Raw genomic sequence first — 10,476 nt, 5'->3', positions numbered from 1 at the left:
GCCTATTTTATTAACCCAGATTTTTGCCAAGCTTACTTCTTTAGGACGTATTCATCCCGTTTCTACAGGCATTAAACCCTCGTAAATTGGCTAAGGTATTGACTTTTATGAGGTTTTTTCAACACAATAGGCAAAATTAGCCACAAAATTTACATGACAAGTTTTTTGTGCCAACTGATTCTGATAATTTAGTAAATTAAATAACTACTGCTAATGCCTTCAATGCTTCCTAGCCCGGTGGGAATATTGATGAAAGTAGGCACACCTCATTTAACACAAAGTTATGGCGCTTATAGTTCAGAAATACGGTGGTTCATCTGTCGGTTCAGTCGAACGTATCCAAGCTGTTGCCCAGCGTGTATATAAAACAGTTAAAGCAGGAAACTCGTTGATTGTAGTAGTTTCCGCAATGGGTAAAACCACTGATGGACTCGTCAAACTAGCTAGTGAAATCTCAAAGAATCCTAACCGCCGGGAAATGGATATGTTGCTTTCTACTGGTGAGCAGGTCACAATTGCTCTCCTAAGTATGGCATTGCAAGAAATTGGACAGCCTGCTATTTCAATGACTGGCGCACAAGTAGGAATTGTGACTGAAGCAGAACACACCCGCGCCCGAATTTTGCACATAGAAACTGACCGTCTACTGCGTCATATTAACCAAGGTAAAGTAGTTGTAGTAGCTGGTTTCCAAGGGATATCCAGCACCGGAGAGTTAGAAATTACGACCTTAGGACGTGGTGGTTCCGATACTTCAGCCGTCGCCCTAGCAGCAGCAATCGGAGCAGATTTTTGTGAAATTTATACAGATGTCCCAGGAATTTTAACTACAGACCCGCGCTTAGTCCCTGAAGCCCAGCTGATGGATGCCATTACTTGTAATGAAATGCTGGAACTAGCAAGTTTGGGTGCAAAAGTATTACATCCCCGTTCAGTGGAAATTGCCCGTAACTATGGTGTACCTTTAGTAGTGCGTTCTAGCTGGACAGATGACCCTGGTACTTGGGTAACATCGCTCAAACCGCAAGAGCGATCGCTGGTAAATTTAGAAATTGCTAAGGCTGTAGATGCAGTAGAGTTTGACATGAACCAAGCCAGGGTCGCGTTGTTGCGCGTACCCGATAAGCCAGGGGTAGCAGCTAAGTTATTTGGGGAAATCGCTCGTCAAAATGTCGATGTAGATTTAATTATTCAATCAATTCACGAAGGTAATACCAACGATATCGCCTTTACCGTCACCACACCCATATTAAAACGGGCAGAAGCAGTAGCAGCAGCGATCGCACCAGCCCTGAGAAATCCATCTAATCCCAAATCAGACGAAGCCGAGGTAATTATCGAGCAAGACGTTGCCAAAGTTAGTATTTCTGGTGCAGGGATGATTGGTCGTCCTGGGGTGGCGGCGAAAATGTTTACCACCCTCGCGGAAGCAAGCGTGAACATTCAAATGATTTCTACGAGTGAAGTCAAAGTCAGCTGCTTAGTGAATGCCACAGACTGCGATCGCGCTGTTGCCGCACTTAGTACCGCCTTTGAAATCGCAGCTAAGGGAGAGTCAGAAGAGACAATAAGCAGGGAACAAGAGGTAGTCCCATGCCCCCCGCCCCCTGCACCCTGCCCCGTTTCCTCTTCCCCTGTGCGCGGTGTCGCCTTAGACTTGAACCAAGCACGGCTGGCGATTCGCCAAGTTCCAGATAAAGCCGGGATGGCGGCGAAGTTGTTTGGCATCTTGGCACAGCACAACATCAGCGTTGATATGATTATTCAATCTCAACGCTGTCGCATCATTGATGGTGTTCCCAAACGGGATATTGCTTTTACAGTTCCGCGTATGGATGGAGAAACTGCCCAGAAACTACTCACTCAGGTGGCAGCAGAATTAGGCTGGGGTGAAGTGGTTTTAGATAGTGCGATCGCTAAAGTTAGTATCGTTGGTGCAGGTATGGTGGGACAACCAGGTGTTGCGGCTAAAATGTTTGGGGCGTTGGCACAACACCAAATCAATATTCAAATGATTGCCACCTCAGAAATCAAAATTAGCTGTGTTGTCGCCCAAGAACAAGGTGTAAAAGCCTTACAAGTAATTCATGCTGCCTTTGAATTAGCTGGTAGTGAGAAATTTGTAGTTCCCGCATAGAAGCCAACTACAAATTGACAGGAAGCCTGTATTGGCTTCCTAATCATAAGTCTTTCGGGGTAGCCATGATCTCTGCTGACATATCTTCACCACACCAAACTAAATCTAGTTTTTTGAGTTGTTCTAGACTCAGACAACGTTCTGCTTCATTCATCCAAACAACTTCAGGTTCTTCCATTGCCGCTAGCAAATCTTGAAAGATGATTACTTGATCAAACTGAGGATTTGTTTCTTGATCATTTAATATTGCTGTGACTCGCTGTTGAGGTAACTCTTGCAAGCTATTAAAAATAAATTTTGTCGGAAAGTCTACATCTTGCAGGGCTGGATGCCGTTTGACTAAACCAGCCAGTAAGACTCCTAAATAAGCTGCTGCTTGGGTATTACTTAATGATTGCACCTGACGAGCCGCAATTATGGTTAAGTTTTGATAAAAGGGGCATCCTAAATTTTGCTCAATCGCCGCAATTGGATCTGCAACTTTAGCGAATTGCAATTGAGCTTCAAAAAATTTTTGCTGCTGTTGTGGTAAGTGATCAATTAAGACTTGTTTGGTGCGATCGCTAATAATTATTTCAGCATCTAGCCCAAAACTAAAGTCTTTTCCTGGTTCCAAACCTGCGTTAACTAAGATGTGAAAGACATTATTTTGAGCTTGTTGCTGCATTTGTTGATATCTAAATTTCCCTAAACAATTTTCAAAAAACCAACTGTGACTTTCAGCATCGCATTCTAACAGCACTTCATTGACTATTAAATTAGTTAACTTTTCTTCTTTGATAATCTTTTGCCATCGAGTAATCAAATTCTGAAGGGCAGCCATGTCGCGCTGATGCAGTGCCTGAGTCAATTGACGCTTGGCTTTTGTTAGTTGTTTGTTTTTGTGGCGTTGAAATATATTGATTTTCACGCTATTTTGCGTTTATGGCAGTTTGATTACAACTCTTTTAGCGTACTTAGCAATAGCCTGTCATGAGTAAAATCACGGCGAAAACTCTACCAAGTAATTGTTTAGTAGTTACTCAGTAATAATTTTACAAAAATAGAGGATTATTAATCTCAAAATCAGACAAAAATATTTTCTTAGCTTATTAGCTACGTAGTAAGATGACGTATTTTCTCTGAGCTTTATTGTTTTTTAGTCTACACTGCTATATGGTGTTTATTATAGTTACTTGTATCAATTGACAATTATTTTAAAGTTGTATACTTTGTCTAACAAATACTGGTATACAAAAAATTTATAGTACTAATAACTCTAATATAGCAATCCTAAATGAATTACAAACAAATCTACTCCCTACTCCCTACCTCAACCAGTACTTTATAAATCAAATAGGATTGCTATATATAATCATGTAACTACGTATAAAAAATTTATCTATACTATGGATGGTCAAATTCTTGAGGTACGTTACCGCATTTTACAAGTCTTGTGTATGGAGGAAGCAGTACAAAAATATTTGGTTGAAGATACTGCTTTAGCTGATCAGCAATTTATTGTCAAGCGACTGCATCCAGAAACTCAAAATATTCAACATTTAAAACAATTACGAAAATCTTTTTTTAAAGAATATAAACTTTTAAAGCAACTTGGGCAGGAACACGACAGAATTCAGAACATTTATGACTCTTTTGAAGAAAGCAATGAATTTTATTTAGTTCAAGAATTGATTGTTGGTCATCAATTAACGGAAGAAGTTTTGTCAGGTGTACCTATAAATGAAGAACAAGTAATTGATTTATTATTAGAATTATTAGAAATTTTATTATACATACATAGTCGTGATGTAATTCACCAAAATATTCAACCATTAAGTATTATCCGCCGATATTCAGACAATAAACTTGTTTTAGTTGATTTTGGTTCTGTTCAAGAACTGGTGACAACTACAGTAGGCAATTTGGAATATATACCTATAGAACAATTACAGGGTCAACCTCAATATAACAGCGATATCTACGCGTTAGGAATAGTGGCGATCGCTGCAATTATGGGTTTAACCACCGAAGAGGTATCAATATTACAAAGTCAGAAACATTTATTCACGGGTGAACTAATTTGGTATGACGGAATCACAAGAGTGAGTCAAAATCTGATCCAAATTATCGATAAAATGGTCAGGTTTGATTATCGTCAACGTTACCAATCTGTAGCAGCAGTTTTACATGATCTCCAACAGCTAAAATATGCTCATTATGAGCCACCAAAACGTCAGGCTAGAAAATTGGGACTCATGCTTATAGGAGTAGCTAGTTTGATGATTGTTATGATTACAGGATGGTTCTTACAAGGACTAAAACTAGGAAGTAATGAGCAATTTAGTTATCAAGAAGGAATAAGTCAATATGAAAAAGGCAATTATCAAGAAGCAGTAAGTAACTTTACTCAAACTATTGAAATTAACCCACAAAATTCTTTAGCTTATAATCATCGAGGTGATGCTTTTTATCGCTTAGGTGATTATGAAAAAGCACAAGCAGATTCTAGTCGAGCAATTGCACTGAATCCTCAAGATGCTAATGCTTATTATGACCGAGGATTTGCTAGGTTTGGACTAGGGAAATATCAACAAGCGATCACCGACTACACACAAGCGATTAAAATTAACTCTCAAAACTCCTACGCTTACTATGGAAGGGGTTTAGCACGGGTGAAAATTAAAGATTATCAAGCGGCGATAGGGGATTTTAGCCAAGCGATCACTATAAATTCTACATATGGTTTAGCTTATTATCGTCGGGGTTTATTATACGCCCAATTAAGTAATAAAAAAGTAGCGATCGCTGATCTAAAAAAAGCAGCAAAACTGTTCCAAGAACAGGGAGATAATGATACTTACAGAGATATACTGCAAGAAATTAAAATCTTGCAAAAATAACTATTGGCTACTTGCAAAATCATCTAGTCAAAAATGCTAGAAAAGAAAATTATCTTTTATATTCCAATAATTCCTCTCCTCTGCGCCTCTGCGGTAGCCTGCGGCAAGCCGCTTGCGCGTCTACGATAATCCTTAAATTCTCTATACGAAACTATTGCGAAATTTTTATTAGTTGATACACTTGTTCTTCATTAACCATTAGCCCAGTGAACCAGCGCATATGGTATACGTCAAGCGCGTGGAACTTACCAACTTCAAATCCTTCGGCGGTACTACCTCAGTCCCTTTGCTACCGGGGTTCACTGTCATCTCTGGGCCAAATGGTTCCGGTAAGTCTAATATTTTGGATGCGCTGTTATTTTGTTTGGGACTCGCCAGTTCTAAGGGAATGCGGGCTGATCGCCTGCCGGATCTGGTAAATAATACTCAAACGGCTAAAGGACGCGCATCCGTGGAAGCTAGTGTGACGGTGACGTTTGATTTATCGGGGGAGGATATCTCACGCAAAGGCGCAGAGGAGGACACTTGCGTGGGCGGGTCTCCCGACTTGAGCAAAGTGTCCGTCGCGGGGAGTGAGGATGGCGCGGAGGAATTGGAGGAAGATGAAGAGAATTCCCACTCCCCACTCGCTACTCCCGACTCCCCAACGGAATGGAGTGTCACCAGACGGTTGCGGGTGACTCATCAAGGAACTTACACGTCAAATTACTATATCAATGGTGTTGCTTGTACGCTGACGGAGTTGCATGAGGAGTTGGAGAGTCTGCGGATTTATCCTGAAGGCTATAACGTCGTGTTGCAAGGGGACGTTACTAGCATTATCTCGATGAATGCTAAGGAAAGGCGAGAAATTATTGATGAGTTGGCTGGGGTGGCGGCGTTTGATCGCAAGATTCATCAAGCCAAGGGTACTTTAGATGAGGTGAAGGAAAAGGAAGATAGCTGTCGGATTATTGAGACGGAGTTAACTGCACAGCGCGATCGCCTTTCTCAAGATAGAGCGAAAGCAGAAAAATATCAAAAGCTGCGAACGGAATACTTGCATAAGCAATCTTGGGAAGCAGTTTTATCGTGGCGTTCGCTGCAAGCACAGCAAGAAAAGTTAGCGACAGAAATTCAAAATGGCGATCGCTCTCATAATGACCTTACACTCCAATTAGAAACTCTGAATGTCGGCATTACCCAAAAAACTGCTGAACTAGAACAACTCAATGCTCATGTGAAAGCTTTGGGTGAGGAGGAATTATTAGCGGTACAGTCTAGCCTCGCTACTCAAGAAGCAGAACGCAAGCAACTCCAGCGTCAGCAAACAGAATTAGAAACAACTTCCCAAGAAACAGCCAAACGCTTGGTGCAAACGCAGCAAGAAATTCAACAGCATCAACAGGCTTTAGGAGAAATTGCTCAAACCCAGAATGTCGAACGACAATCTATAGTTTATTGTCAACAGCAACGGGATGAGGCAGAACAAGCACTGCAAAAATCCCGTGAAGCCGCCGCCGAAATCGCTTCAGCTTCGGAAGTATGGGTGCAGCAACAAACTGCACTGAACCGTCAAATCGAAACTGTACTGCAAACTCTGGAACCGCAACGCACAGAGCAAGCACAGTTAAAAGAACGTAATAGTCAGCTACAAGAATTAATTCACGAACAAACTCAGTTAATTGCCAATTTAGAACCGCAGTTAGCAGAAAAACAAGCTGAGTGTACGCGAGTTGAGGCAGAATTTAACGTCTCTAACGAACCCATCCAAAACTTAGCGCAAAATCTCGCCGCTACAGAACAGGAATTACAAATCCAGCAAGATACGCAAAAGCGGCTTTCCCAAGAGCAACGGGAAAAACAACGCCAGTTAGATAAAATTGAGGCACAAACACAAGCACAGCAAGAAGTCCAAGGTACTCAAGCGAGTAAGGTAATTATTCAATCGGGAATGCCTGGGGTTTGTGGTTTGGTGGTACATTTAGGACGAGTGGAACCCCGTTATCAATTAGCGTTGGAAATTGCTGCTGGTGCTAGGTTGGGACATATCGTAGTCGATGATGATGGTATCGCCGCCGCCGGAATTGAACTTCTCAAGCAAAAACGCGCGGGGAGAGCCACCTTTTTACCATTAAATAAGATTCAAGCTCCGAGAATTACCCAAGATGCAACCCTGCGATTAGCTAACGGCTATGTCAATTATGCTGTGAACTTGGTTGAGTGCGATCGCCGTTATAAAGATGTATTTAACTATGTTTTCGGTAACACTGTCGTATTCGCTAACTTAGAACAGGCGCGGAAAAACCTCGGTTTATATCGCATCGTCACCTTAGACGGAGAATTATTAGAAACCAGTGGCGCAATGACTGGTGGTAGCACAAATCAGCGTTCAGCGTTGCGCTTTGGCACAGGAGAAGCGGCAGAATCAGATGAAGTTATTGCGTTGAAAAATCGCTTGGCAGATATTGAACGGATTTTAGATCGTTGTATCGATGCGATCGCATCCTTATCAACCAAAACTAAACAGCTATCCCAAGAACTCACGGAAGCACGTCAAGCAAGGCGCGAACAGCAATTGCAATTAGAACAGTTGCAAAAAGATATTAAGGCTTTAACAGCGCAATTAGAAGGGACGCGATCGCAACTTGCCCAAAATACGGAAAAATTCTCCACCGCCCAATCTCGCCTAGAAATTTTAGATAAAGATTTACCAGGGCAAGAAGCGCAACTACAACAATTACGTCATGCTTTAGCTGAGTTAGAAGCATCTCAAACACCCAGCGAATGGCAGCAAATCCAAGCGGTAATTAAAACGCAAGAGCAACAATTACAACAACGAGAATCTTCATTACGGGAAGCAGAACAACGGCTGAAAAACTTAGAAAATCAGCAACAAAGGTTGCAAGAACGTATTCAAGAAGCTGAACAAAAAATTGCTCAGTATCATCAAGAACAAGCAACTTCTCAGCATAAAATCCAAGCACTCAGCACCCAGCACGCAGCACTCAGCACCCAAATCACCGAAACTCGCGCCAAGCTGGGCGAAATGGAAAAAAGCTTGGGTGAAGAAAAACAAAAACGTGACGCAATTGAACAAGAAGTGCGATCGCATCTTCTGCGTCAGCAACAATTGGAATGGGAACTCGAAAAGTTGCAAGAAACCCAGCAAAAGCGGCGGGAGGAATTACTAACCCTACAAAGCCAATTGCAAGAACTACTCCCAGAATTGCCCAGTCCTTTACCAGAAGTACCCGATCAAGTAGATTTAGAAGAATTGCAGAAAGAATTGCGATCGCTTGCCAAACGCCTACAGGCAATGGAACCTGTAAATATGCTGGCGTTAGAAGAATACGAACGCACCCAAAACCGCCTGCAAGAACTTACAGACAAGTTACAGACGTTAGAAGCAGAACGTACCGAATTATTATTAAGAATTGAAAACTTTACCACATTGCGGCAACGCGCCTTTAAAGAAGCCTTCGATGCTGTTAACGAAAACTTCCAATCGATTTTCGCAACCCTCTCAGAAGGCGACGGCTACCTACAACTTGATAATCCCGAAGATCCCTTTAACAGTGGTTTAAACTTAGTTGCTCACCCCAAAGGTAAACCAGTACAGCGACTAGCTTCCATGTCTGGGGGAGAAAAATCCCTCACCGCCTTAAGTTTTATTTTCGCCCTACAACGCTACCGTCCATCACCTTTTTATGCCTTTGACGAAGTAGATATGTTTTTAGACGGAGCAAACGTAGAACGATTATCTAGAATGATCAAACAACAAGCACAACTAGCACAGTTTATAGTTGTGAGTTTGCGTCGTCCGATGATAGAATCAGCCGAACGCACCATTGGCGTTACTCAAGCACGAGGTGCTTATACCCAAGTTTTGGGAATTAAATTAAAATCATCTAGTTAGATTCAGGGCTTACGCAAAATCATGAAAAAACGAACCACAAAGGACGCAAAGTTCACGAAGTTATAAGAGTTTCAGAGGGTTCTTGCATAAGTCCTAAGGTTAAAGGTGACAGGCGACAGATTAAGGAGAGAGTTAACCACCTCTCAACGCCATTAGCCATTGATTTACATTAGCTAATTTTGATATTTGTTCCTAATGAAAGTCATAGCAGGATATTAAATACATCACGCAGCAAAAACTTTACAAAGTCTTGCTTGATAAATTTTATTTTTGCTCTGCAACGCTACTGCCCGCCATCTTTTTATATTTTTAAAGAATATAGAATAGATATGTTTTCAGACGGGGCAAACTTAGAACGATTAGCTAGAATGATCAAACAACAAGCACAACTTATAGTTGTGAGTTTGCGTCATCCGATGATAAAATCAGCCGAACGCACCATTGGCGTTACTCAAGCACGAGGCACTTATACCCAAGTTTTGGGAATTAAGTGGCCCACCTCGAATACATCTGCTTGAAACTTTGTTAATAATAGTGTATAGATAAACCGGATTCGAGATCAGGACTCGGTATAGAATGACCTCTGAACAGATAATTAGGCGTTCCGACTTATTAAATACTCAGGTGATTACCCGCGATAACGCCAAGCGGCTAGGGATTGTGAATCAAATCTGGGTTGATATCGATCAAAGAGAGGTTGTGGCTCTTGGTTTACGAGACAGCCTGATCTCTATCTCTGGACTGCCACGCTATATGTACCTCAGCAGTATCAACCAAATTGGTGATGCCATCCTGGTTGATAACGAAGATGTCATAGAAGATATTGAAATTGAAGCTTTCAGTAATCTCATTAACTGGGAAGTAATTACAGAAACAGGTGAAGTCTTAGGCAGAGTCCGGGGCTTTAAGTTTGATGCCATCTCAGGTAAGCTGCACTCTATAATTATTGCTTCCTTGGGAGTACCACAAATTCCCGATCAATTTCTTAGCACTTATGAGATTTCAATAGAGGAAATTGTTAGCACTGGCCCCAGCAGATTAATTGTATTTGAAGGAGCAGAAGAACGCACAACACAATTAACTGTAGGCGTTCTAGAGCGTTTAGGTATCGGGAAAGCACCTTGGGAACGAGATGCAGAAGAAGAATATGGTTATTCTGCACCGCGTACAGTTGCACCTTCAAATCAGCTACCTAGTGGCGTACCATTACAGCCACCTAAGCCAAAAGTTCGCACCCCCGAACCCGTAGCGCGGGAAGAAGAATGGAATGAAGACTACGTAGAAGAAGAAAGACCACGGCGCGAAGTCATGAGAGCGCAACAGTATGAGTCTATCCGCTACGAAGAAGACGAAGAAGAAGATAACTGGAGTGAAGCCACAGGGCGAGATAGATATCAACAACCGCCCAAGTACGAAGCCAAAGCCTACACCGACGATTACGATGATTATGACGATGATGTAGAAAGCGATGCTTGGGAAGATGCGCCAAAACCAGTGAATATTCCCAAAAAAGTCAAAGAAAGACAGCCAGAATACGAAGAAGAAGGCGGATATTAAGT

The 10,476-nt window shown here is 41.8% G+C and carries 5 protein-coding genes and 1 pseudogene; 5 read left to right on the top strand and 1 reads right to left on the bottom strand.

Annotated elements, in window-relative coordinates; translation table 11 throughout:
- Positions 1–283 precede the first annotated feature (283 nt).
- On the top strand, positions 284–2,137 hold the full coding sequence (locus H6G76_RS27415; protein WP_190708216.1) for an aspartate kinase: 1,854 nt from the start codon (positions 284–286) through the stop codon (positions 2,135–2,137).
- Positions 2,138–2,180: 43 nt separating this feature from the next.
- On the opposite strand, the gene H6G76_RS27410 is transcribed toward H6G76_RS27415, so the two are convergent.
- Positions 2,181–3,047: a hypothetical protein gene (locus H6G76_RS27410; RefSeq protein ID WP_190708214.1), complete on the bottom strand. Its 867-nt coding sequence runs from the start codon at positions 3,045–3,047 to the stop codon at positions 2,181–2,183.
- Between the two features lie 478 nt (positions 3,048–3,525).
- Here H6G76_RS27410 and H6G76_RS27405 point away from each other — a divergent pair, with 478 nt between their 5' ends.
- From H6G76_RS27405 to H6G76_RS27390, 4 genes and pseudogenes are all read left to right on the top strand, one after another.
- The gene (locus tag H6G76_RS27405; RefSeq protein ID WP_190708212.1) at positions 3,526–5,019 is read left to right on the top strand and encodes a tetratricopeptide repeat protein; all 1,494 of its coding nucleotides are present in this window, start codon (positions 3,526–3,528) and stop codon (positions 5,017–5,019) included.
- Between the two features lie 220 nt (positions 5,020–5,239).
- Positions 5,240–8,917: a chromosome segregation protein SMC gene (gene smc, locus H6G76_RS27400; RefSeq protein ID WP_190708210.1), complete on the top strand. Its 3,678-nt coding sequence runs from the start codon at positions 5,240–5,242 to the stop codon at positions 8,915–8,917.
- Positions 8,918–9,174: 257 nt separating this feature from the next.
- Positions 9,175–9,435, top strand: a pseudogene (locus tag H6G76_RS27395) (hypothetical protein); the annotation flags it as partial.
- Positions 9,436–9,493: 58 nt separating this feature from the next.
- Positions 9,494–10,474 carry a PRC-barrel domain-containing protein gene (locus H6G76_RS27390; RefSeq protein WP_190708206.1) on the top strand — a complete coding sequence of 327 codons (981 nt, stop codon included), beginning with the start codon at positions 9,494–9,496 and terminating at the stop codon, positions 10,472–10,474.
- The last annotated feature ends 2 nt before the right edge of the window (positions 10,475–10,476 follow it).

This window comes from Nostoc sp. FACHB-152 (assembly GCF_014697475.1).
Taxonomy (GTDB): Bacteria; Cyanobacteriota; Cyanobacteriia; order Cyanobacteriales; family Nostocaceae; genus Nostoc_B.
The sequence above is the reverse complement of the archived record's forward strand: the minus strand, read 5'-3'. Positions and strand labels throughout refer to the sequence as shown.